Here is a 981-nt window from a genome sequence, read left to right as displayed (position 1 = left end):
GTACCGCACTGGTCAGATAGGCGCTTGCCTGGGAACCGAACTGTTTTTCTACGTTGTCATGATGGGATTGTGTTGTCATCGTACTGTCCTTTGGTTGTGAGAAAAATAAAGGGCAGTACCTGCGTAGGCCTGCCCGACGGTAGACCTGACGCACCATTACTACTCAGGTTTGCCGGGACTGAATTCATCAAGTAGTGGATTGTGATCGGAGGCGCGCGTCACCAGTACAGAGGCTTCGTGCACATTCAGACCACGATAGAAGACAAAATCAAGCGGACGACCAAACGCTTTGCGCCGCTGATCGTCGGTGAAACGCACTTCGCGCAAGGACATTTCGCGCGCAAAGCGATACAGCGCATTCATGCGCGGACGACTCCAGGCATTGAAATCCCCCGCCATAATAATCGGCCCACTGTGATGCGCGATCTGATCTCCAATGGGAAGTAACTGCTTACTATACACATCGACACCCAGGCTAAAATTCACGGCGTGAATGTTTACCACCATCAGCAGACGAGTATCGGGCAGAGGATAGACGGTGACTAATGCCGATTTTGCCAGACGCAGAATAGGCTCGCGCTCACGCAGTGGGCAGCAGTAAACCGGGTGCGCAGCAGAGAGCGTCATAACGCCCGAGGGGTGTTGGGGCAAGACAAATGCGGGAACCTGGTCTGCGGCGAGGTAGTTGGTAGTTGCAAATCGAACCAGTTCAGGCGTGGTTTGCGCCTCCTGCAACAGCACCAGATGCGCATCCTTACCGAAATTCTTCAGCACGGATAACCACTCTGCACGCTGCTGTTTGAAGATATTCCACACCAGTACGCGAATTTTGTCATCGCTGCTTAAGGGGGCGCCAGCGGGCAATGCCTGGCCAAGACTCGCAAACGACCCCGGAGGCAAAATTCTCTCCGCAGGTTGTCCGGCAATATAGCGCATGGCATAGGTATTTTTTCGCACTTTTGGAAACGACCTCTATAGCAT

General features: G+C 53.3%; 1 protein-coding gene and 1 pseudogene. Both read right to left on the bottom strand.

The features are described 5' to 3' along the window. Positions 1-79: pseudogene (locus K5E19_RS22980) on the bottom strand (SAM-dependent methyltransferase); the annotation flags it as partial. An 80-nt stretch (positions 80-159) separates the two neighbouring features. After that, complete coding sequence (locus tag K5E19_RS22975; protein WP_221553240.1) at positions 160-957, bottom strand: endonuclease/exonuclease/phosphatase family protein; 798 nt, start codon at positions 955-957, stop codon at positions 160-162. Between the last annotated feature and the right edge of the window lie 24 nt (positions 958-981).

This window comes from Enterobacter sp. RIT637 (assembly GCF_019718755.1).
Lineage (GTDB): Bacteria > Pseudomonadota > Gammaproteobacteria > Enterobacterales > Enterobacteriaceae > Enterobacter.
Note: the sequence above shows the minus strand (reverse complement) of the source record. Positions and strands in the feature narration are given on the sequence as shown.